The sequence below is a fragment of the Pseudomonas sp. NPDC077451 genome (assembly GCF_044543345.1).
Taxonomy (GTDB): Bacteria; Pseudomonadota; Gammaproteobacteria; order Pseudomonadales; family Pseudomonadaceae; genus Stutzerimonas.
The window spans coordinates 82,389-108,215 of record NZ_JBITVX010000009.1 but is presented as its reverse complement, the minus strand read 5'-3'; the positions used below and the strand labels follow the sequence as shown (position 1 = coordinate 108,215).

General features: G+C 58.8%; 20 protein-coding genes and 6 pseudogenes. 15 read left to right on the top strand and 11 right to left on the bottom strand.

Going from position 1 to position 25,827, the window contains the following annotated elements; genetic code table 11:
* Nucleotides 1-453: 453 nt before the first annotated feature.
* The 3 genes and pseudogenes from ACIGHL_RS15470 to ACIGHL_RS15460 form a co-directional block, all read left to right on the top strand.
* Nucleotides 454-1,506: pseudogene (locus ACIGHL_RS15470) on the top strand (DinB/UmuC family translesion DNA polymerase); the annotation flags it as partial.
* Nucleotides 1,507-1,796: 290 nt separating this feature from the next.
* Nucleotides 1,797-1,943 carry a hypothetical protein gene (locus ACIGHL_RS15465; RefSeq protein ID WP_228208721.1) on the top strand — a complete coding sequence of 49 codons (147 nt, stop codon included), beginning with the start codon at nt 1,797-1,799 and terminating at the stop codon, nt 1,941-1,943.
* Between the two features lie 46 nt (nt 1,944-1,989).
* The gene (locus ACIGHL_RS15460; RefSeq protein ID WP_228208722.1) at nt 1,990-2,661 is read left to right on the top strand and encodes a helix-turn-helix domain-containing protein; all 672 of its coding nucleotides are present in this window, start codon (nt 1,990-1,992) and stop codon (nt 2,659-2,661) included.
* 601 nt (nt 2,662-3,262) lie between these two features.
* Here ACIGHL_RS15460 and acuI read toward each other — a convergent pair.
* The 6 genes from acuI to ACIGHL_RS15430 all read right to left on the bottom strand — a co-directional run bounded on the left by acuI (nt 3,263) and on the right by ACIGHL_RS15430 (nt 8,899).
* Nucleotides 3,263-4,249 (bottom strand): acrylyl-CoA reductase (NADPH), encoded by a 987-nt coding sequence (gene acuI, locus ACIGHL_RS15455; protein WP_499176675.1) that lies wholly within the window; start codon nt 4,247-4,249, stop codon nt 3,263-3,265.
* A 47-nt stretch (nt 4,250-4,296) separates the two neighbouring features.
* Nucleotides 4,297-4,929 carry an acrylate utilization transcriptional regulator AcuR gene (gene acuR, locus ACIGHL_RS15450; RefSeq protein WP_078465107.1) on the bottom strand — a complete coding sequence of 211 codons (633 nt, stop codon included), beginning with the start codon at nt 4,927-4,929 and terminating at the stop codon, nt 4,297-4,299.
* Between the two features lie 340 nt (nt 4,930-5,269).
* Nucleotides 5,270-6,289, bottom strand: coding sequence for a zinc-binding alcohol dehydrogenase family protein (locus tag ACIGHL_RS15445; protein ID WP_003288728.1), 1,020 nt, complete (start codon nt 6,287-6,289; stop codon nt 5,270-5,272).
* 10 nt (nt 6,290-6,299) lie between these two features.
* Nucleotides 6,300-6,593: a putative quinol monooxygenase gene (locus ACIGHL_RS15440; protein WP_033999984.1), complete on the bottom strand. Its 294-nt coding sequence runs from the start codon at nt 6,591-6,593 to the stop codon at nt 6,300-6,302.
* A 98-nt stretch (nt 6,594-6,691) separates the two neighbouring features.
* Complete coding sequence (locus tag ACIGHL_RS15435) at nt 6,692-7,681, bottom strand: zinc-dependent alcohol dehydrogenase family protein (protein WP_033999986.1); 990 nt, start codon at nt 7,679-7,681, stop codon at nt 6,692-6,694.
* Between the two features lie 126 nt (nt 7,682-7,807).
* A complete protein-coding gene (locus ACIGHL_RS15430; RefSeq protein WP_013983157.1) occupies nt 7,808-8,899 on the bottom strand; it encodes an NADH:flavin oxidoreductase/NADH oxidase in 1,092 nt (363 codons plus the stop codon).
* A gap of 83 nt (nt 8,900-8,982) precedes the next feature.
* On the opposite strand from ACIGHL_RS15430, the gene ACIGHL_RS15425 reads away from it, so the two are divergent.
* The 5 genes and pseudogenes from ACIGHL_RS15425 to ACIGHL_RS15405 form a co-directional block, all read left to right on the top strand.
* Nucleotides 8,983-9,285, top strand: coding sequence for an ArsR/SmtB family transcription factor (locus tag ACIGHL_RS15425; RefSeq protein ID WP_025297873.1), 303 nt, complete (start codon nt 8,983-8,985; stop codon nt 9,283-9,285).
* Nucleotides 9,286-9,415: 130 nt separating this feature from the next.
* A pseudogene (locus tag ACIGHL_RS15420) lies at nt 9,416-9,622 on the top strand (DUF4113 domain-containing protein); the annotation flags it as partial.
* A 211-nt stretch (nt 9,623-9,833) separates the two neighbouring features.
* Entirely contained in the window at nt 9,834-10,295 is a 462-nt protein-coding gene (locus ACIGHL_RS15415) for a hypothetical protein (RefSeq protein WP_032904189.1), read from the top strand.
* A gap of 35 nt (nt 10,296-10,330) precedes the next feature.
* Nucleotides 10,331-10,738 (top strand): hypothetical protein, encoded by a 408-nt coding sequence (locus tag ACIGHL_RS15410; protein WP_032904188.1) that lies wholly within the window; start codon nt 10,331-10,333, stop codon nt 10,736-10,738.
* A gap of 286 nt (nt 10,739-11,024) precedes the next feature.
* A pseudogene (locus ACIGHL_RS15405) lies at nt 11,025-11,345 on the top strand (recombinase family protein); the annotation flags it as partial.
* On the opposite strand, the pseudogene ACIGHL_RS15400 reads toward ACIGHL_RS15405, so the two are convergent.
* Nucleotides 11,339-11,979 (bottom strand): annotated as a pseudogene (locus ACIGHL_RS15400) (transposase); the annotation flags it as partial. The pseudogenes ACIGHL_RS15405 and ACIGHL_RS15400 overlap by 7 nt on opposite strands.
* 262 nt (nt 11,980-12,241) lie before the next feature.
* Here ACIGHL_RS15400 and ACIGHL_RS15395 point away from each other — a divergent pair.
* Nucleotides 12,242-13,381: a glutathione-independent formaldehyde dehydrogenase gene (locus tag ACIGHL_RS15395; RefSeq protein ID WP_033999988.1), complete on the top strand. Its 1,140-nt coding sequence runs from the start codon at nt 12,242-12,244 to the stop codon at nt 13,379-13,381.
* Nucleotides 13,348-14,064, top strand: coding sequence for a transposase (locus ACIGHL_RS15390; RefSeq protein ID WP_196740286.1), 717 nt, complete (start codon nt 13,348-13,350; stop codon nt 14,062-14,064). Before ACIGHL_RS15395 ends, ACIGHL_RS15390 begins: the two co-directional genes overlap by 34 nt.
* A gap of 100 nt (nt 14,065-14,164) precedes the next feature.
* Here ACIGHL_RS15390 and ACIGHL_RS15385 read toward each other — a convergent pair whose 3' ends face one another.
* The gene (locus ACIGHL_RS15385; protein ID WP_033999990.1) at nt 14,165-14,470 is read right to left on the bottom strand and encodes an EthD domain-containing protein; all 306 of its coding nucleotides are present in this window, start codon (nt 14,468-14,470) and stop codon (nt 14,165-14,167) included.
* 648 nt (nt 14,471-15,118) lie between these two features.
* Here ACIGHL_RS15385 and ACIGHL_RS15380 point away from each other — a divergent pair.
* The 5 genes and pseudogenes from ACIGHL_RS15380 to mobH form a co-directional block, all read left to right on the top strand.
* On the top strand, nt 15,119-16,243 hold the full coding sequence (locus ACIGHL_RS15380; RefSeq protein WP_034000002.1) for an alkene reductase: 1,125 nt from the start codon (nt 15,119-15,121) through the stop codon (nt 16,241-16,243).
* Between the two features lie 66 nt (nt 16,244-16,309).
* The gene (locus tag ACIGHL_RS15375) at nt 16,310-17,293 is read left to right on the top strand and encodes an LLM class oxidoreductase (RefSeq protein WP_003291626.1); all 984 of its coding nucleotides are present in this window, start codon (nt 16,310-16,312) and stop codon (nt 17,291-17,293) included.
* Between the two features lie 138 nt (nt 17,294-17,431).
* Nucleotides 17,432-17,737 carry an ArsR/SmtB family transcription factor gene (locus ACIGHL_RS15370; protein WP_012464920.1) on the top strand — a complete coding sequence of 102 codons (306 nt, stop codon included), beginning with the start codon at nt 17,432-17,434 and terminating at the stop codon, nt 17,735-17,737.
* A gap of 267 nt (nt 17,738-18,004) precedes the next feature.
* Nucleotides 18,005-18,338, top strand: a pseudogene (locus ACIGHL_RS15365) (IS66 family transposase); the annotation flags it as partial.
* Nucleotides 18,336-19,784, top strand: a pseudogene (gene mobH, locus ACIGHL_RS15360) (MobH family relaxase); the annotation flags it as partial. The pseudogenes ACIGHL_RS15365 and mobH, both read left to right, overlap by 3 nt.
* Nucleotides 19,785-19,863: 79 nt before the next feature.
* Here mobH and ACIGHL_RS15355 read toward each other — a convergent pair.
* The 3 genes from ACIGHL_RS15355 to ACIGHL_RS15345 all read right to left on the bottom strand — a co-directional run bounded on the left by ACIGHL_RS15355 (nt 19,864) and on the right by ACIGHL_RS15345 (nt 25,769).
* Nucleotides 19,864-22,515, bottom strand: a complete 2,652-nt coding sequence (locus ACIGHL_RS15355; protein ID WP_499176678.1) for an excinuclease ABC subunit UvrA — start codon at nt 22,513-22,515, stop codon at nt 19,864-19,866.
* 25 nt (nt 22,516-22,540) lie between these two features.
* On the bottom strand, nt 22,541-24,406 hold the full coding sequence (gene nhaA / locus ACIGHL_RS15350; RefSeq protein ID WP_296827998.1) for a Na+/H+ antiporter NhaA: 1,866 nt from the start codon (nt 24,404-24,406) through the stop codon (nt 22,541-22,543).
* A gap of 373 nt (nt 24,407-24,779) precedes the next feature.
* On the bottom strand, nt 24,780-25,769 hold the full coding sequence (locus ACIGHL_RS15345; protein WP_042927614.1) for a zinc-dependent alcohol dehydrogenase family protein: 990 nt from the start codon (nt 25,767-25,769) through the stop codon (nt 24,780-24,782).
* Nucleotides 25,770-25,827: the final 58 nt, after the last annotated feature.

Sequence of the window (25,827 nt, the reverse complement as noted above, 5' to 3'; positions counted from 1 at the left end):
AGACGAAGCCTTGATCTTGATGGGGGCGGAGAAGCTCGACACGCCGAACGGCATCATGAAGAGCACTTTCATGCGGCACCAACCATTTCTTTTAACGACACGAGGCTCGTATGCACATGACGATATGTACTTGAGCGCCTTTCGGAAAAGCTATGTTATAGGACGGAGACCGTCAATACTCCGTCGTGGGTAGGCATGACAGAACGGTAGGATAACGGCGACGTTTTGGTCATATGTACATGGGAGGGCGGTTCACCGCTCGGCAGGGGTGTTGTCGATGGACAGGTGTCCGCCTTCGATGTAACAGATCAGCTTTGACCGGTTACTAACAGGATGACCGGATGATCCGGTGAGCGACGGCGATCTCCTCAGAAGCTACAGCCATACCGGTTGGGTATGAGAAGCTCCAAGGGCGAGCATGGCCCGGTTCTTATTGACTTTCTATTACACATAAACGGGGACATGAGCGAGCGAGTGATGACGGTCATCGAAAGTCTGGTGCCGGCTGTAGAGGTCTACTCAATCGACGAGTCATTTGCGGATCTGACCGGTGTGCCGAACACGGAAGCGCTTGGCAGGCGAATCCGCGCCGATGTACTGCGCTGCACGGGCATCCCGGTTGGAGTGGGGATAGCCGGAACGAAAACACTCGCCAAGTTGGCTAACCATTCCGCAAAGCGGTGGCAGAAACAGACCGGCGGGGTTGTAGAGCTGCTCGACCCAGTGCGCCGCGATAAGGTGCTGCGGGTGACCAACGTTAGCGACGTGTGGGGCGTTGGGCGTCGGATGACTGAACACCTGAACAAGATGGGCATTCGCACAGCCTGGGACCTGGCCAGCGCGGATGCATGGACTCTGCGCAAGCAGTTCAGCGTAATGATTGAGAAGACTGCCCGTGAGCTGCGCGGCACGCCGTGCCTTGATCCGGAGGAAATGGAGGAAATGGAGGAGATGGAGGCTCCCAAACAGGAGATTTGCTGCTCGAGAATGTTCGGGAAGCGTCTGCGCGAGCTAGAGCCGATTAAGGAGGCGGTCGCGGCGTACGCCGCCAGGGCCAGCGAGAAACTGCGGAAGCAGCAATCGATGTGCAAGCGCGTACGAGTGAGCATCCGCACCGGCATGTTCAATCCCGACGAGCCCAAGTTCGCAAAAGGGGTAGTGTGCGAGCTGCCGTATCCCACTGATGACACCCGGCACATCACTCGGGCGGCTATTGCAGGTCTGGAACACGTTTATCGGGACGGCTTCTCTTTCAGCAAGGCCGAGGTCCTTTTGATGGACCTCCGCCAGCGCGGCGAATATACCGCTGACCTCTTCACCGAAACCCAGCCTGCCGCCTCGGAGCGCGTCATGGGCGTGCTCGATGCGATCAATGCCAAGTGGGGCCGCAATACCCTGAGACCAGGCCGAATAACTACGACGCCGGATTGGGGAATGCGACGGGACATGATGAGCCAGAGTTTCACGACCAGGCTGGATCAGCTATGGGTGGTTCGCTGCAACTAGGGGAGCGGATGTGACACTTCCCAACTGTCGGAGGGATGACGGGGAAAGTTAGTTCGATATGGGGTTCAGCAATGGCTGCTCTCGGCCAAAAGCGGTCACTTATAAAACACACACTTGTAGTCGGAGAAGCCTAACCTCTGGCCTGTATCAAGAGCGGGTTTCGGCTTGCGCAAAACCCCACGATGTTGAAATATCACGAATTATCACGGTTCATCACTAAACGATCAGTGGTGGTGTTTTTTCCAACTGGTAGGCTGAGCTCTCTACTCACAGAGGTAAGGAGCATCAACATGACCAAGCAGCACAATGACAAGGCAAACGCCCACAATCGTAACTCTGGCACCAATGGTACCAACAAGACCTGGGATAAAAACCACGGCCATACTGGCTGGCAAAAGAACCCTGAGAACCCACTGAATCAGGTGAAAAAGCCTTAACGTGTTAGGGGAGCTTTGCTCCCCTTATTATCTGAGCAGGAGAGACATGGAATATCAGGCTGATACAAGCAAAGGGAAAAATACTAAGAAGAAGCCTTTCAAACTGACGCGACAGCTGATTCGTCTAGCGCTAAATGATGGCTGGACGCAGAGAGAAATCGCAGAAAAATGTCGAGTTCAACAGTCTATCGTCAGTGCTTGGAGCAAGGGCGGCAAGTACGCGACTGAAGCGCAGTTAATGCCGCTACTTGAGATCTATGGTCATAAGTTACGAAGAAATACATTTCGTGTGTATTGGTCGTTCGACTCGACCACGCAGGCCAAGACATTCTTTCGGGTAGAAGGGAAGATTATTCTTTCCGAGGTTATGTTTAAGTTGACTGATGTTGCCGGCAGGCCGGAAAAAAAATCACCAACCATGAAACTGATTATCCACCACCAAGGGGCGGATAAATTCAGGGCTGTAATTCAGAGCAAATTAGAGCTTAAACCTCCTTTAAAGTATGCTTTGGACAGCGATCAGGATGCACTTTGGTCTGCCGAAATAGCAGATCAGAAAAGTAGTGCTGAACTAATTAGCTGGTTAGATAAACTCTCCACAGAATTAAATAGCGAAAGCCCTCACACAGGTCTTTCGTTGCCGTTTTTGCTACGGCAGGCATTGATGAATCATGGATTCTCAGTGGACGGTGTTGTTGAGTACCCAGCCGTCTGGTAGTTTGATCAAACCCCAAACGGAACGAGGGCACCTTAAGCCCTTACTGCGGCATATCCGCGTTGACCTGTACACCCTTAGGGGTTAGCCCCGTGAAAAGCCATTCGCTTCCACGGCGCGATTCAGGTCGTTTTTGGAAGGTTGATTGCGGCCTTTGCAGGCTAGGCGAAAGGGAAACTGATTAGCCGAAACGCCATCAGCCTAAAGGGTATGGGGTGGGACGAAACCCAAGCCGCCAGTCTCTGGCCGCTTGGGTTTTTTTAGGCCTATTAGGTACTTATAAGCCAATTAATCGCCCTGAGTTCGCGAGTGCTCACTGGCTGCGTTAGGCCAATCTGAGCCAGTCGCATCAGGCAGTAGTCGGCCAATAGCGGTCGTTTACAATGGTTTAACAGTGTGATGGGCCAGTGAAGCCAAGGCTTGTCGCGAAATACCATCCGTACAGGGCTGGTTGGCGAGTGTTAAGGCTCGATAAAATCGACATTCCTGAAGGGCTCGTCAGGCCGGTTAGCAACGGCTTCAAGTGCCAACCGACCTAGATCAGGCGGCCTGGGTCAGGTCAGGGGAGCCGAACCCAGGAAGGGCTTTGTTAAAAGCAGGGGTATCAGTAACGGTTGACATCAACCACAACGCGCCCTCGGACTTTGCCATTGAGCAGATCATGGGCCATGTCAATGGCCTCGCTGAGCGCGATCTCCCGAGTCATTTCATCCAGTAGCGCCAAGCCCAATTCTGAGGACAGGCGCTGCCAAGCCGTTACCCGTTCCTCATAGGGGCGGGTCACACTGTTGATTCCCAGCAAGCTGACCCCGCGCAGGATAAAGGGGGCGACAGTGGCTGGGAAATCCATGCCCTGGGCCAGGCCGCATGCCGCAACGGCGCCATCTGCACGTGTGCTGGCGCAGGCATTGGCCAGAGTATAGCTACCCACCGAGTCGATTACTGCTGCCCAGCGCTCTGCTGCCAGGGGGCGCCCTGGGCCACCCAGCTCGGCTCGATCGATGATTGTGCTAGCACCCAGGTGCTTCAGATAGTCAGCTTCGGCCGGACGACCGGTTGAAGCGGTTACCGAATAACCGCGCTTGGCTAGCAGTGCGATGGCAAAGCTACCAACCCCACCATTGGCACCTGTGACCAGCACTTCACCACTCTCTGGTGACAAGCCGTGACGCTCCAGTGCGATCAGGCTCAGCATGGCGGTATAACCGGCAGTACCGATTGCCATGGCCTGCCGTGCGCTCAGTTGAGCGGGCTGGGGAATCAGCCAGTCACCTTTAAGCCTGGCTTTTTGAGCAAGGCCCCCCCAGTGCGTCTCACCAACGCCCCAACCATTGAGTAACACCCGGTCGCCAACCTTGTAACGAGCATGATCGCTGGCTTCGACAACGCCTGCCAGGTCAATGCCAGGAACCATGGGGAACCGCCGTACCACCGGACTACGTCCGCTGATGGCGAGACCATCCTTGTAGTTGAGCGTGCTGTACTCGACGCGCACGGTAACGTCGCCCTCAGGCAGCTGCGAGTCATCAAGCTCGGTCAGCCGCGTCTGATAGTTGTCGTCGTTTTTCTCGATGAGTAATGCGTGGAACATGGTCTCTCCTTATTTAGACTGATCGTCTTTAAATGGTCGAAAAAACACTACCTCGCGGCACCGGCCAGAAAGCCCTTGGCAAAGGTGTCTAGTGGTTGGGCGTTCTGCGCCAGCTTGGCGCGTAGTACTGCGCCTTCCCAGCCAATCCAGAAATAAGCGGCAAGCGCATCGCAATCGCTGTCGGGCTCCAGCTGCCCGTGGTTGACTGCCTGAACCAGGCAATTGGCCAGCCGGTCTTGCCAGTCGAGGAGGACATCCTCCAGTGCTTGGCGAAAACTGGCGGGTAGTGCCGTGATCTCCTGACCAAGGTTGCCGACCAGACAACCTCGGCGAAACTCATGCTTGGCCATGCCGGCTTTGGCATCATCGACGAAATTGCTCAGGCGTTGCAGGGGCGGTACCTGATCGTCCAGCAGCCAGCGATCCAGTTTGCGCGCGAAATAAGCGGCATAGCGCTGCAGCACCTCTTGGACGAAGGCTTCCTTACTGTCGAAGTAGTGATAGAACGAACCCTTTGGTACGCGCACGCGCTTCAGGACGGCATCTATGCCGGTGGCGGCAAAACCCTGTTCGGTCAGCACTTCCATGCCGCAACACAGTAATGCCTCGCGAGTGTCGTCAAAGCCTCTCGCGACTTTGGGTGGTCGGCCACGGCGGGCTTGGGGCTTTGAAGTAGTCATGGGAATACATTAGACCGACTGTCTACAATGTCAACATTCTGTCTGCTTGTCGTAAATGCGGTTTGGGATTCAGTGCTTTATGCATGGCCAAACGTCTGCTCTGCCGTTTCCAAAGCGTCATCTACCTCGATCCCGAGATATCGACGGCATAGCCGGTAGCGTTGTTCATATGGGGTTCCTATTAGTTGGACGTTTCGGATGAAGTCGTTGACGGCTGGGTGATGGTCTTGCGAGACGATCTCAATAGGAGGCATTTCAAGGCGCTCACTGAATCGCTCATGGGCGCTACTCTTGAATCCAGCATTGGCTACCTACCGCATGAGCCGGTAGCCAGATACCGTCAGAAGCCCTCCAGAACGATCTTGCCCTTTGCCTTGCCGCTCTCCAGCAAGGCATGGGCGCGACGTAGGTTTTCGGCGCTGATACGCCCGTAGTTTTCGCCAACGGTGGTGCGCAACACACCCGCATCGATCTGGCGGGCCACTTCATTGAGGATGTTGTGCTGCTCCTGCATGTCCTCGGTCTCGTACAGCGAGCGCGTGTACATCAGCTCCCAGTGCAGCGACAGGCTCTTGCGTTTGAGCGGTACGACGTCCAGCGTGGCCGGGTCATCGATCAGGCCCAACCTGCCCTGTGGCTTCAGTGACTCGATGATCTGCTCGTAATGCCGATCGGTCTGCGTCAGGCTTGCGACGTAGCTGACCTGCGGAAGGCCGATGCGCTTGAGCTCTTCGCTCAGTGGTTTGGTGTGATCGATCACGTAATGGGCGCCGAGTTCGGTGACCCAGGCCTGGGTTTCAGGGCGCGAAGCCGTACCAATGACGGTCAGGCCGGTCAACTGACGCGCCAGCTGAGTCATGATTGAACCCACCCCGCCTGCAGCGCCAATGATCAGCAGCGTTTCGCCACGGTCGGTGGTGTCGCGCGCTACGCCGAGGCGATCAAATAGCAATTCCCAAGCGGTCAGAGACGTCAGGGGAAGCGCCGCGGCCTGGGCGAACTCCAGCGACTGTGGCATCGATCCGACAATGCGCTCGTCTACCAGCTGCAACTCACTGTTGCTGCCCGGGCGGATCAGCGACCCGGCGTACCACACCTTGTCACCGGGCTTGAACAGCGTTACGTCGGAACCGACCGACTTGACCACGCCGGCAGCGTCCCAACCGAGGATGCGCGGCTGTGTTTCGTCTGTATGCGGCACGTAGCCCTGGCGGACTTTGGTATCGACCGGGTTGACCGATACGGCCTTGACTTCTACCAGCAGGTCGCGCGGCCCCGGCACTGGCTCGGGTAGATCGATCTCCACGAGGGCGTCAGGGTTCTCAACAGGCAGGCATTTGAAGTGTGCAATCGCTTTCATTCGGAGCTCCTCAGGAGACGCGGTACATTTTCATGACGGAGAATTTTTCGGCGGCGCGCTCGATAACCGGCAGCGCTGCCTGGAAATGCGGGGTGGCCTCGTGCGCAGTCAGCGCCGCTTCGTCTCGCCACTGCTCAACCATATGGAAGGTGCGAGGCTGTTCTGCATCTTTATGAAAGTCGTATTGGATGCAGTCCGCTTCGGCGCGACTTGGGCCTTGCAGATCCTGCAGCGTCTGCTGGAGCTCATCTTCGGAGCCGGCCTTGGCGACCAATGTGGCAACCAGTGTGAGTGGGGTGGTCATCGAACCTCCTGTCTGTGCATGTGTGAAAGACGCATCGAACTGGCATGGGCTTACCGAAGGTGACCCTACCGGCCATGCCGCGAAGACCTGAACGTGGTTTACAGCGTTACAACAATCTTGCCCACCTGGGCATTCGATTCCATGTACCGGTGAGCCTCGGCCATCTCGTCGAAGCTGAATGTACGGTCGATCACCGGACGCAGCTGTCCAGAGGCGAGCCCTTCATTGATGAAGTGCTTGGCCCGTTCGAGTTTTTCTCGATTCTGGGTGATCTCGAACAGCTGATAACCGCGCAGCGTCAGATGCTTGCCGAGCAGGTCCATGACCGACACAGGGATATCCCGAGTGTCCAAAGCGCCGTACTGGAAGAAGATGCCGTGGTTCGCTAGCGCCTTGAGCACCAAGGCCACTTCGGGTCCGCCAACGGGATCGAAGGCCATGCGAGCGCCTTTGCCATGAGTCACCGTCATGACCTCAGCCACCATGTCCTGCTCCTGGGTCGCGATGACTGCCGCCGCCCCCGCTTGAAGCAAGGCTTCGCGCTTGTCGCTGGTGCGGGTCAGCGCCACAGGAACGGCGCCCACCATGTTCGCAATCTGGATAGCGGCAAGCCCCACGCTGCTGGACGCCGCACGGATTAGCACCGTCTCGCCGGCCTGCAGCCCACCAAGCTCGATCAATGCGCCATAGGCGGTGACAAACTTCATCCAGGTCGCTGCTGCCTCCGTGAAAGAGAGCACTTCCGGGTGTTTGACCACCGCGTGAGCCGGCGCGTTGACCAATTCACCGTACAAGCCGTATTCGTCAAAGGAGAACGCGGGCACTACGCTGACCGCATCGCCAACAGCGAAGCCGACCACACCGGGACCCACTGCAGATACGGTCCCAGCCGCTTCATAGCCCAGCATGGCGGGAAACGTCGGTTCGATGACGTACTGGCCTGTGCGGTACATCACTTCAGCCCGGTTGATGCCGAGCGCCCTGACGTTGATTTGAACCTCGTTCGCGCCGGGAGCCGGCACGTCGATCTCGTCGATCTGGAGAACCTCCGGTCCACCGGTGCGATGAAAGCGTATGACGCGAGACATAGCGTAATCCTCAGCTATCTATCGGAAGGGCCGAGCCATGAGCGGCCCAGCCAGGTAGCCACCAGCGCACATCGGCGCTGAGGCAGCGGGCGATTAGGCCATGACGGCCGTCTTCGCCCCGACGGATCACTTGTAGCGTTCAAGCCAGTGGGCATAGGGAGCCGGCAAGGTCCAGGACGCACGCTCTACGCCCAGCTCTTGGGCGGCAAGATAGGACCAATTTGGATTGGCCAGATGTGCTCGCCCAATCATCGCCAAGTCCAGCTGACCGCTCTTGACCGCTTCTTCGGCAACGCTTGGCGTGCCGAAGCCCCATGCCGAAGCCACTGGTATCCCCGCCTCACGCTTCACGCGCTGGGCAACTTCGCCCATGAAGCCAGGCGCCCAGGGAATGTTGGTTTCAGCGATGGTGAAACCAATGCTGACGCTCAGCAGATCCAGGCCACCATCTTTGAAGCGACGTGTCAGTTCGATAGCCTCGGTCAGCGTCTGTTCGTCCCGGCCGTCGTATTCGATAACCCCTAGACGAGCGGTTAGCGGCAGGTGCTCCGGCCAAACCTCACGAACAGCCGCCAGCGTTTCAAGCAGGAAGCGGCTACGGTTGTCGAAACTGCCGCCGTAGGCGTCATCGCGATGGTTGGAGTGTTCGGAAAGGAACGACTGGGCCAGATAACCATGGGCGAAATGCAGCTCCAGCCACTCGAAGCCAGCGTCACGCGCACGGCGAGCGGCTGCGACGAAATCCTCACGCACACGGGCAATGTCTTCCAGCGTCATGGCTTGCGGCTGCTTGGCCAGGTGACCGCCAAAAGCTATGGCCGATGGAGCGATGGTCTGCCAGCCACGGGCGTCATCTTCAGCGATGTGGTCATCGCCTTCCCATGGACGGTTTGCGCTTGCCTTGCGACCGGCGTGGGCGATCTGCAGGCCGGGGACCGAGCCGGCTGCCTTGATCGACTGCACCACCGGTACGAAGGCCTGGGCCAGCTCATCGTTCCAAATACCCGCACAGCCAGGAGTGATCCGCCCTTCTGGCGCTACAGCGGTTGCTTCGACAATCACCAACCCCGCCCCGCCACGCGCAAGGGAGGCGTAGTGAACACTGTGCCACTCGTTGATCAGGCCATCGTTTGACGAGTACATGCACATAGGGGGAATCGCAATACGGTTGCGAAGCGTGACGTCTTTAAGCGTGAAGGGTTGGAACAGCGCAGACATTGGTTTCTCCGAGGGTTGTCTATTACGTTAATTCGATAGTATTCGAACTATGGAGATAGAGCAAACCCGTGTATGCTTCGTTCATGCGCCCCTACAAACACCCTCCCGTCACTGAATTCGTCCTCGAGCGTCTGCTATACGCCTTGAGCGATCCTGTGCGCCTGGAGATCGTCCGACGCCTTGCCGAACTGGGCGAAGCCAGCTGTGGCGAATTGGACGGTGGCCGACCAAAGTCCACCATGTCCCATCACTTCAGGGTGCTGCGAGATGCCGGGTTGGTCCAAACCCAAACCATCGGCACGACCCATATGAACTCGTTGCGCAGGGATGATTTGAACAATCGATTTCCTGGTTTGCTCGAGACGATCTTATCTCAGCGCGGCTAAGGCTGGCTTGAGAGTCAATTCATCGAGGAAGACGCTGAAGACGGCCTGCTTCGAAACCCTGGGCTCCAGTGAGCTCAGGGACTACCTCGCCGCTGACTGCGGAAGCATGACTAGTCCCGACGTAAACGCCTTCACCGACGACCTGTTCGCCTCCAGTCAGCCAGCTAATTCGGAGAAGGTGATGGCCGTGCTTGATTCGATCAACGCCAAATGGGGACGGGGAACGTTGCGACCTGGTGTGGTACCAGCAGCCCCCGCCTGGAGCATGCGTCGCGAGCTGATGAGCCAGAGTTTCACGACGCGAGTAGATCAATTGTGGCGGGTATCCGCGCGGTAGCCGGCATCGCGCGCCTGCTGTGCTGCTTCTCCTGGAAGGGAAAGGGCCTGGCTGCGGTAATGGATTGCTGATCCGGGCCGTGCTTGTGCCCCTCTACGCACCCGAGCTTGCAATAGATGATCCGTCTCCAAGGCGGTATGCGATCTTACCCATGCCTTGGGTTATTTGGGGTTCAGGAGATGCTGAAACCAACTAAACCGAGGAGCTAGCCATGAACCTGTTTACGCACATTGCCAATCTCATCACCTCTGTCGTCCGGCCAGAAAAAGCGGCATTCACCACGGTCATCTATCCCAGCCAGGGAAAAGCGGTCGTGGTGCATGACGGCCTTGGTATTCGCCAGGAACGTTGGTGGTATCAGGTCGATTCGCTGGAAGATGGGGACACGAGTACGTCGTTCGACAGCATCCTGCAGGATCACACTAACTGGGCTGATTCATTTGACCCGGTAGGCCAGACCCAAGCCGAGGATACTTTCTCAGCTTTCTCATCGACCCACTTCGAACCCATGGAAACCTTCTGGCTCAATCCCGCCAACGGAATGCCCATGCTCGACAGCTGTTTCGATGTCATGGGTAACGCATTCGGCACGGACACGATGACTGACAGCCTGTCGTTTGATCACGGCATAAGCAGCTTCGGAGACAGTTTTTCGTCCTTCGGTTTCGACTAACGGGCAGTCGCCACAGCACTCAGAGGAGTTTGATCATGTCGCCACTTGCACTGGTTGTTAGCTTCATCCTCACATTCGCCATCGGAATTTCCTGGCTGGCCCTGACCCTCGACGCACGCATTGGGCGCAGCAGGCTCGTCCGGCAGATTCCATTGCCACTGGACGTCCCAGCTTCTGGCTATCGTCACAATCCACAATCCCGACTCCGACCAGTATTGGCGGTAACAGGCTGCATGCTGCTACTTCTTTCCGGAATGAGTGCCGCCATCCTCGGCAGACTGGCCACCATGCAACCGGCAGAAGCGGCAGCGGTGTTCTTCGCTTATCCGCTGCTGAAAAGCCTCTGGGGGCAAATCGTGGGCGTGGGGCCAATCGTCTGCGTCGTCATGGCCGTACCCGGAACCTACTGCATCTGTTTCGGGCTCAGGAGCGACAAACGGTGAAGCTACCGTTGCCGTTTGACCTCCACTGCGGCAACAGGCTCATGCTCGAGATGGCGTTAACTTCCAAAATCACCGTCGCGTTGCCAACGGACCTCCGCTACGGCAACGACTCCGGCCCATCGCAGACCAAAAAGTAATCAATCTACGCTAGCGTTTTTAGAGGTATGCCTCAACTGATACGGAAAAGGCGCGGCAGATTCGTCCTTGCCGCTCTATAACTAACACCCAAACTGTAACGATGTTTCTGCAACGCCCAAATTGAAACAGCACGCATAGGGATCAAGAAATGTTTGTCCGTGCCTACCTTCGGGCCTCTACTGCCGAACAAGACGCTGCCCGAGCCCGTTCCGTCCTGGAGGAGTTTGCTGCCGATCATGGCAAGGCCATTGCCGCGCAATACATTGAGAACGCATCTGGTACTCGTGCTGATCGCCCCGAGTTGGTGCGCCTGCTGGCCGATTCCCACCCGGGGGATGTACTGCTGGTGGAATCTATCGACCGACTGTCCCGCCTGCCGGCTGAAGACTGGTCGAAGCTCAAGGCCGCCATCGACGGAAAAGGGCTGCGAATCGTGGCTCTAGATCTCCCAACCAGCCACCAAAGCATGGGAATGTCAGGCCGCTCAACAGTGGCGTTTTTGTACGCATGAGAACCTGGCTGCTTACTGATCAAACCCTGCTCCTTCATCAGGCCCCTGACCTTGAAGCGACCTACTTTGACGCCCTCATCCTTGAGCATGGCAACGATACTGCGGCTGCCAGCTGAACTACGGCTTTGACTGAAAAGTTCGCTAATACGGCTGCGTAAACCCACCCGCCGAACATCAATGCGACGGCGCCGAGCCATATGGGCGTAGTAACAGGAACGAGGCAGTTCAAACACTGAACACAGCAGTTGAACTGGGTAGCGTGCTGCTAACTGCCGAATCGACTTCAACGTCTGCGCCCGTGCTCCTCGGCCATCAAGAGCGCAGTGGCCTCCTTTAAGATTTTCTTCTCAAGCTCCAGCCGGTTGATGCGGGCTTGAAGCTCCTGAATAGTCTGCTGCTCAGGCGTAAGCGCTTTGGCTGTGGGGGTGATGCCACCGCGCTCCAACTGCAACTGGTTGACCCAGCGCCGCAGTGCGGTCTCACCTACATCAAGGGATTTGGCTGCCTCAGGACAGCTGTAACCCTGGTCGAGCACTAGACTGGCTGCTTCGCGCTTAAACTCGGGGGTGAAAGTACGTCGTTGTCTGCTCATCGAACACCTCTGAATGGCGAGCATTCTCGCCCTAAAAGGGTGTCCAGGATTAGTAGACCACTACACGTAGCCATATTCCTTCTATGGCGTTCAACTGTCTAAGTTCGTCACGAGCTGCAAATTCAAGGGCCGCCACGCGCGGGCGACGGCATCACCACTCGTCTGGTCATAGCTCGATTTGTGGAACATACGTTCGTAGATCTAAACAGATATCTCGTAAGCAGACGAAACCACCTCATCGTCGCTTGAACGGGAGAGTCTAATGAAAGCCATCGTTTACAACGGGCCACGCGACGTCAGCGTGCAAAATGTCCCAGACGCCAAGATCGAAAAACCTACCGACGCCGTAGTGCGCATCACCACTACCAATATCTGCGGCTCTGACCTGCACATGTACGAGGGCCGCACCTCGATGGAGACGGGACGTGTTTTCGGTCACGAGAACCTCGGGGAAGTCATCGAAGTCGGCGCCGGCGTAGATCGCATCAAGGTAGGTGATCGCGTCTGTTTGCCATTTAATATCGGCTGCGGTTTCTGCGAAAACTGTGAAAAAGGTTTGACCGGTTTCTGCCTCACGGCCAACCCCGGCAGTGCTGGTGCTGCTTACGGGTTTGCCGATATGGGCTCATACCAGGGTGGTCAAGCAGAACTGCTGCGTGTGCCATATGCGGACTTCAATTGCCTGGTGCTGCCAGAGGATGCGCAAGAGAAAGAAAACGACTACGTCATGCTGTCAGACATATTCCCCACCGGATGGCATGCCACTGAACTGGCTGGCCTGATGCCGGGTGAAAGCATCGCCATTTACGGTGCAGGGCCAGTGGGCCTGATGGCAGCTCATGCCGCGATGATCAAAGGCGCCTCGCAAGTGTTCGTGGTCGACAACCATCCGGATCGATTGAAATTGGCCGCGCAGATGGGGGCCACGCCAATCAACTCCCTGGAGAAAGAGGCGGTTGATCAGATCCTCAACCTGACTCACGGCAAAGGCACTGATCGAGGTTGTGAGTGTGTGGGGTACCAGTGCTGTGACAATCACGGCCATGAGGCCAATCACCTGACGATGAACAACCTGGTAGCTTCCACCAAGGCCACGGGTGGCATCGGCGTCGTCGGGGTGTTTGTTCCTCAGGATCCGGGCGCGAAAAATGAACTGGCGAAGGAAGGCAAAATGGCCTTCGATTTCGGCGCGTTCTGGTTCAAGGGCCAGCAGATACGCACCGGGCAAGCCAACGTCAAAGCCTATAACCGCAGGCTTGCGGAGCTGATCCATCACGACCGCGCCAAGCCTTCGCAGATCATCTCTCACAGCCTGAAATTGGCGGAAGGGCCCGATGCGTACAAGCATTTCGATGCGCGAGATGAGGGTTGGACAAAGGTCATTCTGAAGCCGGCAGCCTGATCGAACGGCTGTATGGATCTGACGCCCTGACGATATCGCCGGGCGTCAGCCCAAAGACCCGCCTACTCGCGCTTACAGTATGGCCGCTATGTATTTACCGACCACATACCACCTGTCGTCCGCTCGAAATGCGAGCGCGGTTGTTGCGCAAGATGATCAAGGGAAAAATGGTAAGCGTACTGACTTCGATGGTCGACCCGCTGCGCTTTCCGGGTGGGGAGATCGTCGACCTTTACAGTCAACGCTGGGAAATCGAGCTGGGCTATCGGGCGATCAAGCAGAGACTGCTGGGCGGCGAATATACCCTGAGAAGCAAGACGCCAGAGATGATCGCTCAAGAGCTATGGGGTGTGCTGCTGGGCTACAACCTTTTGCGCTACCAGATGGTACTGATGTCCAGGCAGTGTCCCGGTGTGTACCCCTGCGAAATGAGTTTCACTGCCTGCAGTTGGGCCATCTTGGGGTTGCTGCATGGCACGTCACTGAACCATCCCGGCAACTTGCCAGGATTTCTGAGAGATTTGCAGGCATCAGCCGCTCGATATGTTTTACCCCATCGGCGACCTGATCGATGGTTCCCACGCGCAGTCGTTGGACACGCTGTCAAATCGACACATAGACGGCACCTCGTGCGAATTGAGACTCGCACGGGTCCCCATGTTCATTGGGGAATCTGCCAGTGATTTACGTTAAATCAATAACCAGGGGTTCACTCGTAGATGAAAGCCCCTCCAGAATGAATGGAGGGGTGGCCTGATCGGAGATAACCGCTTCGAGCAGCTTTCAAACAAGTGTTTCAGTGACGAAGGGCTTGAGCTGGCCAATGAACGTTTTACCATGTTCGAACCAGGCTTTGCGCACTGCCGACTCGATATATCGTTGGTAGTCCTCCGGGCTTTGGAACCAGCATTCGCCAATCGCGTGAACCGGCCCTACATCCAGGTATGGCACATGGGTATCGGCAGGGTTTTCAGCCACCAACCTAACCTCATATTTAAACAGGCCAGGGATACCCTCACTCATCTGATAGTGACGCAAACATTCCTGGCGGAACATAGGCTTTACCAACAAGTAGACAATTCGGATCATCGCGAACATTCCTTATACATGCGTCTGAGGAGAAGAAGGTTGAAGTGCGGGCGTAGCGTCAACTTCGCTGTCATCCAGATCGTCAAGGTGAATACCTTTGTTGTCGGGCAATAGCATCAACGCAATCACGGCAATGGCATACCTGATGCAGCCAGCCTCCATGATGAAAAGCTCAAGGGAGCTGACTGCATAGGCAACCCTAGCGCGAAGCACGGCGCGCTCCCAGCTGATCCAGAAGTGAGCTGCAAGGGCGTGGAACCATGCGTACGTGCCGGAAGCGATATTAATATATTGACATATATGAATATCGAGAATAGCCTACCCATAACCGCGCTAGAAACCTCAGGAGGTACTCCCATGAAAGATTCCAGCGATACCCGTCCGAATCACCTTCCCGACAGCAGCTACGGCCTGTTTATTGACAACCAATGAGTTTCGGACGAATACGGTGAAGCCCTCGACATTATCAACCCCGCCAACGGAAAAATTCTCACCAACATCCCAACGCCACAGCTGCCGACGTCGCCCGCGCGGTGCAGGGCGCACAGCGCGCCTTCGTGACCTGCACCGCTCGGACTCTTCAGACCTCGTTGATCCATGTTTTTTCGACCTACGACATCGAATATTTCAGATATGCAGGTAAGCAAAATGACACAATCAGAACTTTTCAAAACGACTCAGCTGGGCCCATACACCCTCAAGAACCGTATCGTTCTGCCGCCACTGACGCGTTCGCGCAGCTCCCAACCCGGCAATATTGCGAACGACCTAATGGCCACATATTACCGTCAGCGCAGCGGTGCTGGCTTCATGGTGACCGAGGGCACACAGATCGAACCCCGAGGACAGGGTTATGCCTGGACACCTGGCATTCATAGCCCGGAACAGATACAAGGCTGGCGTAAGGTCACCGACGCTGTTCACGCCGAAGGGGGGGTGATCTTTGCTCAACTTTGGCATGTGGGCCGCGTGTCGCACACATCGCTGCAACCCGGTGGTGAAGCGCCCGTCGCGCCATCAGCCATCCGCGCGGACAACGTCAAGGTGTTCATCGAAACTGGCCCCGGCACGGGTACACTGGCCGACCCTTCGACCCCACGAGCCCTGTCCACCAAGGAGGTAAAGGAACTGGTTGAGCTCTACGCCCAAGCAGCCCGAAATGCTTTGGACGCAGGTTTTGACGGGGTGGAGCTTCACTGCGCGAACGGGTACCTGGTAAACCAGTTCATTTCGGCCCATACCAACCAGCGTGATGATGAATATGGCGGTTCGCTGCAGAACCGTCTTCGCTTCCTGCGCGAAATCACCCTCGCTGTTGCTGGTGTGGTCGGCAAGGAGCGCGTTGGCGTTCGCTTCGCCCCGCTGTTCGCGACCACAGACGAAGACCGCGTCTACCTTGGTCTGGTCGAAGAAGATCCTCATCAAACCTACATCGAGGCAGTGAAGATCCTCGAGGAAGTGGGCATTGCCTACCTGTCGCTCGCCGAAGCCGATTGGGAAAACGCACCCGAGCTGCCTGAGACGTTCCGGGAAGCTGTTCGTAAGACATTCAGCGGCAAGATTATCTATGCCGGCAAGTACACCGCTGAACGAGGAAATCGCGTGATAAAAGCTGGCTGGGGCGATCTGATCGCTTTTGGCCGCCCCTTCATTGCGAACCCCGACCTGCCCGCTCGTATCGCCAACAACTGGCCGCTTAACCCAGTTGATCCAAGCACCATGTACGGCGGTACCGATAAGGGCTACACCGACTACCCGACTTACAAATCCTAAACGCTCAATGCCACGCCCCATAACTCAGGGGCGTGGCTCAGCGATTGTTGACCGAGGAAGTTAAGCATGTACCAACCGAGCACGATCCCCTACCAAGAGCATAGGGGATTCAAACGAACCTTCAGGCAGGGTCATCTAAGCCTTGGGCTGTTCTTTCCCCTGGAGGCTTTCGAAGGTGATACACCGAGCATGCTAGATCAGGTCGCGCTGGCCAAACGTGCAGAGGCACTTGGTTTTTCGGCGCTCTGGTTTCGCGACGTCCCACTCAGGGACCCAAGCTTCGGCGATGTCGGCCAGGTTTTCGACCCTTGGGTGTATCTGGGCTACATGGCAGCCCATACAACAAAAATCGCACTAGGCACCGCCTCCATCGCCCTTACTCTGCGTAATCCCTTGCACACGGCAAAGGCCGCAGCGAGCATTGATCAGTTGAGCGGAGGTCGCTTGCTCCTGGGAGTAGCCTCTGGCGATCGTCCCGTGGAGTTTCCCGCATTCAGCATTGATCCAGAACAGCGTGGCGAGACCTTTCAAGAAAACCTCAATGTGATACGCCAAGCCCATCGAACACACTTCGAGCCCATTCGCTGGAGTCACGGCGAGTTACTGGGGGCCGATCTCGTTCCCAAACCTACGACTCGGGAAATACCGCTATTCGTAACCGGACACAGCCGCCAGCCGCTCGATTGGATCGCGCGTGAAAGCCATGGATGGATCAACTATCCACGTCCGCCAAAAATGCAGCGACTCATCGTGGAAGATTGGCGACAGGAAACGGCTAAACAATGTGGCACTATCTACAAGCCGTTCTTGCAATCGCTGTATATCGACCTGGACGAACACCCATCCACGCCACCCTCGCCTATCCATCTAGGATTCCGACTGGGACGTAACCACCTGCGGGCCTTGCTGGATACACTTCAGGAAATCGGTGTAGATCACGTCATCCTGAACCTCAAGTATGGTAAACGCCCCGCAGCAGAGGTTATCGAGGAACTTGGCAAACATATCGTCCCGCAATTCGGCGCACAGGTGCCCGATAGTCCTACCTGACAGGGCAATAGGATTCCAGTCCAAACCAGCCCGTCATTGCGACGGGCAGGCGCGAAGAGATCATGGCGAAGCCTTCCAATTTGATGCGCGAATCAGGAAGATATTTAGATATCGAAAAAAACAGGTCTCAAAAAATTCATGACTATTGACGTCAACGAAGCCCTGAAAGCATTGGCGAACCCGACGCGCCTTGCCATCCTCAATTGGCTCAAGGATCCCAGGACAGTCTTTCCCGAGCAGGAAGTCGACCCAGAAACGGTAGGCGTGTGCGTCAGTATCATCCAAGAGCGCACGGGCCTCTCGCAGTCAACGACATCGCTTTATCTCGCAGCTCTACAGCGCGCGCAATTGGTGACATCGCAGCGGATCGGCCCCTGGACCTACTACAAACGCCACGATGAGAATATCGATGCCTTCTTCAAGGCGCTGCAAGAAAGAATCTAGGGCTGCACACCCTTGTATTTCTGACTGATTTCAGTCTTTGCCGATGTCAAAAACAGCAATCTGACCAAATAACGATCAGATCATCCGAAGCTTCGAGTGATCGAATAGCATTACCAGTGATGCGGTGCGCGGAAAAAACGCTCCTATAGCAAAACTGCCACTTGACAACGCTGAAACCAGGGGCTGTACACGCAAAAGACAGCACACTCCAGAGAGGGACGCGAAGCCCTTCAAGTGCTCTTCTACGGCCAACCTTCTTTAGGGGGCAGCCGCCACGGCGTCGACATCCCACGCCAGCCCCTGGCGCGTTGGGTGATCCAAAGTGGCGAGCAACTGCAACCGTTGCTCAACCTGATGCGCGACAAGCTGCTGGACTACCCCGTGTTGCACTGCGACGAAACGCGCTTGCAGGTGCTGCATGAACCGGGACGCGACCCCTCGGCACAATCCTGGATGTGGGTGCAAAGCGGTGGGCCGCCGGACAAGCCGGTGATCCTTTTCGACTACACAGCCAGCCGCGCCGAGGTGCCGCTACGCCTGCTCGATGGCTACCGCGGCTACCTGATGACCGACGACTACGCCGGTTACAACGCCGTGGCTGCACGACATCGGCAAGGTGGCCGTCGATCTGCTGGTCGAGCTGGCAGACGGCTCGCTGTGGCATCCCTGGCACGGCCCGCTGCACCAGTCGTACCGCTTCCGCTACCGCGAAGACCGCGAGTACCGGTTGCACAGCGCCGCAACAGGGCTGCTCTACCGCCAATTGCTCGATGGTCCGCTCCTAGACTGGCTCAGCGGCTATCCGTCTCTGTGGGCACCATTGCTCTACGTCTTGGCCGGGCAGTACGAGCACGCCGGCGTGCTGGGTGAACTGGTCGTGCAGGCTGATCGCGCTTCTGTGGCACAGGAACTGGGCGGCGATCCCGCGCGCGCCATGGCCGCGCCCAGGCACGCGCTGCAACGCAAGCTGCTGGACGGGCTGCGCTTCCTGCTCAAGGAACAGTTGAAGCTGAATCAGCCGGAAGCCTCCGATGGCTGGCTCACTGAGGATGGGCTGTGGCTGGTGAGCAAGACTGTCTCGGACAAGCTGCGCGCGCACCTGCTGTCTCAGGGGATCGACGGCATTCCTGCGAACAACACCGCCGTCTTCAACGTGCTGCAGGACCACGGCATGCTCCAGCCTACCTCAGACGGCAAGGCGGTCTGGCGCGCGACCGTGACCAGTGCGACCGGCTGGTCCTACTCGTTCACCCTGTTGCGCCTCGCGCCCGCGCTGATCTGGGAATCCGGCGAGCGGCCAGCGCTTTTCGCAGGCACGGTGGCGATCGACACGACGCCAGCGGAAATCAACGGCAGTGCACCAGGCACACCGCCCGCGGTCGTGGGGCAGCCAGCACCCGAAGGTCAGGAGACTCCCCCTTGGGAATGCCCTCGCAGCGATACCGCCTTGCCGACTGCGGCCCCGCCCGTGCCCGACGTCATGGAGGACATGCTGCCGATGGTTGGATTGGATGGCACGGCCGACATGGGGAAGAGTGAAGAGCCAGTGGAGAAAGTCCCTGCCCAGCCTGACGTTCCTGCCCCAACCACAGCCGCAGCGTCTCCCTTGCCACTTACCCCTGCGCCTGGACCTGCATCAACTCCAATAGTCGCGATACCATCCGGGGAGCATTTCATGACGTGGCTGCAACAGGGAGTCGCCGCGCGGCGACTCATCATCAACGACGCCAAGGCGCTCGTGCATACGGTGAGCGACACCGCCTACCTGGTCAGTCCCGGTGTGTTCCATCGCTATGCGCAGGAACATCCCCAGGTGGATGCGCTAGCCAGGCAGGACAAGCAACAGGATTGGCAGTGGGTGCAAAAGCGCTTTGAGAAACTGCAGCTACACCGCAAGCACTCAAATGGCCTGAACATTTGGACCTGTGAAGTCACGGGCCCGAGGAAGTCCCGCCGACTGCATGGCTACCTCCTCGAAAATGGGTCCTTGGTATTCGCCGAAATACCGCCCAACAATCCCTATCTTGCTCTGACTCAGGAAGGATGACGCGACTCGGGCAGCGACCGTCACCACCGTGTGGCGACGATCAATGCCCCGCGAAGCTGGCAACATTTGGCGAACTAAGCTACTCGACCCGCGCCAACTCCCGTGCAAGGAACGGAGCGGTTCGGCTGCCAGACTTTCGGGCCACCTGCTGAGGGGAACCCGCCACCACGATGCTGCCGCCGGCAGCGCCCGCGCCTGGCCCTACGTCGATCACCCAGTCGGCTTGGGCCACCGCACGCATGTCGTGCTCGATCATCACTACGGTATTGCTGGCATCGACCAGGCGCTGCAACTGCACCAGCAGCCGGTCGGCATCCGACGCGTGCAGCCCGGTGGTCGGCTCGTCGAGCACGTACAGGCTTCGGCCGCGCTGGCTGCGCTGAAGCTCGGTCGCCAGCTTGATGCGCTGCGCCTCGCCACCGGAAAGCTCAGTGGCCGGTTGCCCCAGGCGCAGATAGCCCAGTCCGATGTCGCGCAGCAGTTGCAGGGGCCTTGCCACCGCGTCTTCACCCGCGAAGAATTCGCTGGCATCGTCCACGGTCATCTGCAGCACCTCGGCGATGTTGCGCCCGTTCCACTGGACCTTCAGCGTGGCCTCGTTGTAGCGCGCGCCATGGCAGGTCGGGCACGGCGCGTACACGCTGGGCATGAACAGCAGTTCCACGCTAACGAAACCCTCGCCCTCGCAAGTCTCGCAGCGCCCCTTGGCGACGTTGAACGAGAACCGTCCGGCATCATAGCGGCGGCGTCGAGCATCGGGCGTGGCGGCGAACAGCTTGCGCACATGGTCGAACAGACCCGTGTAGGTAGCCAGGTTCGACCGCGGCGTGCGCCCGATCGGCTTCTGGTCCACCTGCACCAGGCGCTGTATGGCGTCCACGTCGCCCGCCAGATGGCCGCCGGTCGCTTCGACCACTGCCGGCCCTTCGCTGGTGGCGCTTTCGGCGGCATCGTCTTCAGGCTCGTGGCCCAGGTGCAGCAGCACCAATTCCGGCAGGGCCTGCGCGACGAGGCTGGATTTGCCGGAGCCAGAGATGCCGGTAACGGCTGTCAGCACGCCCAGCGGAATGCGTGCATCCACGCCATGCAGGTTGTGGCGGTGGATGCCCTGCAGTTCCAGCCAGCCGGTCGCTTCGCGTGCCCGGCTTCCCGGCGCGGGGATCTCCTCGAACAGATAGCGGGCGGTGCGCGATTCGGCAATCTTGCGCAGGCCATCCGGCTCGCCGCTGTAGAGCACGCGGCCGCCACGCTCCCCAGCATCCGGCCCGACATCCACGAGCCATTGCGCGCGGCGCATCAGGTCCAAGTCGTGCTCCACCACGAACACCGAGTTGCCGGCGTCGCGCAGCCGGTCGAGTGCGTCGTACAGGGCCTGGCTATCGGAGGGGTGCAGGCCCGCGGAGGGCTCGTCGAGCACGTACACGACACCGAACAGCAGGGAACTCAATTGCGTGGCCAGCCGCAGGCGCTGCAACTCGCCGGCCGAAAGCGTCGGCGTGGCCCGGTCCAGCGTCAGGTAGCCCAGGCCTAGCTCGCGCAGTTGGCGCAGGCGCGCCATCACGCCTCCAGCCAGGCGCTGCGCGGCGAGGCGCTTTTCTTCCGATAGCGCCGAGGTGCGGCGCACGTCGGGCGATACCGCATGGACGGCGCGACCGGAGGCCGCGCGTTCGGCACGGTCGCGTCGGGTCGCTTCCTTGTCCGTAGCCGCCCCCGCTGCATGGGCGCGGAAATCGCCCTGGGCGATGGGTTCGAGCAAGGCCGCCAACTGGTCCAGCGGCATCTGCATGAACGCGCCGATGTCCACGCCGGCGAAGGTGACCGACAGCGCCTCGGGCTTGAGCCGCTTGCCGTGGCAGGTGGGGCACGGTTTGCCCTCCATGAACCGGGACACGCGCTTTCTCATCAGCGCGCTCTGGGTGTTGGCAAAGGTGTGCATCACATACCGCCGGGCGCCGGTGAAGGTGCCCATGTAGCTCGGCTCCATCTTGCGCTTGAGCGCGGCGCGGGTTTCGGCGGGCGTGAAGCCGGCGTACACCGGCACCGTCGGTGTTTCCTCGGTAAACAGAATCCAGTCGCGATCCTTCTTCGGCAGGTCCTTCCACGGTCGGTCAACGTCGTAGCCCATGCTGACCAGGATGTCGCGCAGGTTCTGGCCTTGCCAGGCGGGGGGCCAGGAGGCGATCGCCCGCTCGCGGATGCTCAGGGAGGGATCGGGCACCATGATGGCCTCAGTCACCTCGTACACATGGCCCAGGCCGTGGCAGGTCGGGCACGCTCCCTGCGGCGTGTTGGGCGAAAAATCCTCGGCGTACAGCATGGGCTGGTTGGCTGGGTAGGCGCCGGCGCGCGAATACATCATCCGCACCAGGCTGGACAAGGTGGTCACACTGCCCACAGAGGAACGCGCGTTGCTGGAGCCCCGCTGCTGTTGCAGCGCCACCGCCGGCGGCAGGCCGTCGATCGCATCGACGTCCGGTACGCCGGCCTGGTCGATCAGTCGCCGCGCATAGGGGGCCACCGAGTCGAAGTAGCGCCGCTGGGCCTCGGCATAGATGGTGCCAAAGGCCAGCGAGGACTTACCGGAGCCGGAGACACCCGAGAACACCACCAGCGCGTTACGCGGGATGGAGACGTCCACCTCCTTGAGGTTGTTCTCGCGCGCGCCACGCACCTGCACGAGGCCGCTGGCCGCAGCGGTACAAGAGGATTCACCGAAAGAATTGTTTGGCATGTTCTTATCCTGTAGTTCGTCCCGCTCAGGACGGGACTTCCTGAGTCCGGGGGCCGCGGCGACTGGCTTCGAGCGCTGCGGTGACAGTGCGGGCGTCGTAGCTACCGCGCAGGCGGCGACCCTCGACGAAGAACGTCGGCGTGACATGCGCACCGCTGGCGACCGCACTGGCGAGGTCGCGCTCGACACGCTCGATCACCGCAGAGCTGTCGAGATCCGCGATGAACCGATCGACGTCGAGCCCAAGCTCTACGGCGTAGCCGATCAGATCCTCGCGCTCCAGCGCGTGCTGACGGGTAAACACGAAGTCCAGCCACGGCCAGAACATCCCCTGATTCGATGCCGCCTCGGACGCACGCGCGGCGATCGGCCCATGCGGGTGGTGCGGCAAATGGCGCACCACATACCGCAGGTCGTCCCCGAAGTGGGCGCGCAGATCCTCCCAAGAACCGGTAGCGTGCGCACAGTACGCGCACTCGAAGTCCACGTACTCCACCAGCGTGAGCTGCGCGTCCTCTGGCCCGCGGATGTGATCGACCTCGGGATCGACCGGCGGCTCAAGCACCATCGGCAGATCGGCGGTCTCCTCACCCCACCTGCGTGCGGCAACCTTGAAGATGAGCCACCCGAGCAACGTGGCGAGCATCATCGACACGAGCACGCCGACCGTCGCCTGGCGGCCCAGGTCGGAGGTCGTGCCGAACGCGAGTCCGATGATGAGCAGCGACACGGTGAACCCGATCCCGGACAGTGCCGCACCACCGAACACGCTCCCCATTCCGACACCCGCCGGCAGGCGCCCCAAGCCGAGGCGGACCGCGGCGAGAGTGATGAGCCCGATGCCCAGGAGCTTGCCGAGCACGAGCCCCGCGATGACGCCCCAGGTCACGGGCGAGCCGAAGGCCTCCGCGAGCAGCCCACCACGCAGGTCCACCCCGGCGTTCGCCAAGGCGAACACCGGCACGATCAGCAGCGCTGTCGGCAGCCGCAGGAACTCGTGCAGCCGCTCATTCACCGAGATACCCTGGGACAGCCCGCAGTCCACTGCGCGAGCCGATGCGGCACTCGGAGACTGCCAGAAGTCACGGAACAACTGTCTTGCCGCGACGACCTTGTGACGTTGCGTTGCGTAGGCGGGGATCAGGAGCCCCGCGGCCATCCCGGCGAGGGAGGCATGAATGCCGGAGTACACGGTCGCGAGCCACAGCACGATCACGATCAGCACATACGGCGTTGCCCGCCACTGGCGGGTGCGCCCCAGCAACCACAACCCGAAGAGACTGGCGAGGGCGATCAGCAACGGGACGACGCGGATCTCCTCGCTATAGACGATGCCGATGATGGACACGGCGAGGAAGTCATCGACCACGGTCAGGGTGAGCAGGAACACGCGCAACTGACCGGATAGCCGCGGGCCGACGATCGCCAGGGTGCCCAGCATGAACGCCGTATCGGTACCGACCACCGCCCCCCACCCGCGCAGGCCCTCACTTCCTGCCAGCCCCACGATCAGGACATACAGCAGCGCGGGCAGCACGACACCCGCGACCCCCGCGATCAGAGCGAGACGGGCACGGCTGCGGTCCCTGAGCGACCCGTGGGCGAATTCCTGACGCACCTCCAGGCCGATCAGGAAGAAGAAGACGACCATCAGGCCGTCGTTGACCCAGTGATGTAGATCCATGTGCAGGCCCAATGGCCCAAAGTTGAACCCGACGTCCAGGTGCCACAACTCGAAATAGGCATCGGATAGCGGCGAGTTCGCCCACGCCAGCGCCACAACCGTGACGATCACCAGCAGCACCGCAGCCCCAGACTCAGTGCGTAGATAGCGGGCAACTCGTCTCCGTCTGATATTCGCAGAGGATTCACCGAGAGAAGCGTCTGGCATGTTCTTATCCTGTAGTTCGTGAGGTAGCGATGGGCCGATTTCGGGGGGATGTCGGTCAAGCGTCCGGGCTTGGCGGCGTCGCGTCATCGAGCGAGCGCAGCCAAGTAAGCCTTTCTCCCAGCCTTCGCTCGACGCCCCTGTCCGTTGGCTGGTACCAGCCCGGCCGCGCCACGCCCTCGGGAAAATAGGTTTGCCCAGCGGCATAAAAGGCTAGAAATGGTGTCCACTTAAATCAGGTGGACACCATCGCCTTTGGCGTCGGGGCCAAGAAGGTGTGTTGGCCGGACGGATACACAGAATCGGCCAAAAGCGGTCATCAGGGCTGGCTTGAATCGGGGCCGAAGGATTACGCTCTCAGCCCCATAATTGCTGGTCAGACAGTTACCACGATCTTGCCGATCTGCTGATTGGCTTCAAGGAAACGATGGGCATCCTGGATGTCGCTAAGTGTGAATGTCTTTGCGATGATCGGGCGCAACGCACCGGACTCCAACCCTTGCAGAATAAAAGCCTTTGCTCTCTCTAGGGCTTCAGGGTCGGCCACAATCTCTGCGTAGAGATAGCCCTTCAAAGTCAGGCTTTTGCCCAGCACGGTAAACAGTGGGAATGGTGTCGGTTCAGAGCTAAGTGCGCCGTACTCCAGCAAAATTCCGCCCCGCGCCATGCTCTGCGTGAGAGGTTCCAAGGACGGCCCGCCTACAGGATCGAATACAACGCGAGCGCCTTGACCGGCAGTTATCGTCATAACACGCTCGACGATATCCTCTTCATCGCTGACGATGACATGCGCAGCGCCTGCATCAAGTAGGGCTTGCTTCTTCGCGTGAGTTCGAGTGATCGCAATCGATGTGGCGCCGACCATACGAGCCATTTGGAAGGCGGCCAAGCCAACACTGCTTGACGCGGCGGTAACGATGACAAAATCGCCCTGACGTAGCTTCGCCTGTTCAATCAATCCCCCCCAGGCGGTGACGTACTGCATCCAAGACGCCGCAGCCTCTTCAAAGGACAAGTTCTCAGGGCTCTTTACCACCAGGTGGGCCGGTACATTGGCCAACTCGCCGTAGGTGCCCCAGCGAGCAATATCCAGAGGTGGGATCAGAGCGACCGAGTCACCAATCGTGATCTCGGTTACGTCGCTCCCAACTGCCGTTACGATGCCTGCGGCCTCGTAGCCTAAGCGGCTGGGGAACTCCGCTTCTTGTAGGTATGCGTGATTGCGGAACATCACTTCGGCTCGGTTCAAGCCAAAAGCTTTAACACTAATTTGCACCTCGTTTGCTGCTGGTGCCGATACTTCCAGATCTTCCAGCTTCAGAACGCTGGCGTCACCGTATTCATGAATTCTGACAATGCGTGCCATCATAAATACCTCGTTTATCAATGGGCCTCGACGTACATCCGGAAGGTATCCGGGCACT